We start from the raw sequence: 210 nt of genomic DNA, 5'->3' as shown, positions 1-210 counted from the left end.
GTCTGCTGCTGGAATTACAGCTGTCTTACCTTCTGGAGTTGTGACTGTCGCATTTCCTTTATCATCTACAACTACTGTTGCATCTGGATTTACAGCCTTAACTTTATCTTCGATCGCTTTCTTCTCAGCGTCTGTAAGTTTTTCTGGATTTGCTACTACTGTCTTATCTGCTGGTTTAACGATGTCGTTACCTGCATTTGGTTTAGTTGC

The 210-nt window shown here is 41.4% G+C and carries 1 protein-coding gene; it reads right to left on the bottom strand.

Translation table 11 applies throughout. From position 1 onward, the window contains the following. A partial coding sequence (locus tag KV696_RS09865) for a MiiA motif-containing surface protein (protein WP_219967541.1) occupies positions 1-210 on the bottom strand: 210 nt, incomplete at both ends.

It is taken from the genome of Streptococcus humanilactis (assembly GCF_019448275.1).
Lineage (GTDB): Bacteria > Bacillota > Bacilli > Lactobacillales > Streptococcaceae > Streptococcus > Streptococcus humanilactis.
This window is presented reverse-complemented; position numbering and strand designations above follow the sequence as displayed.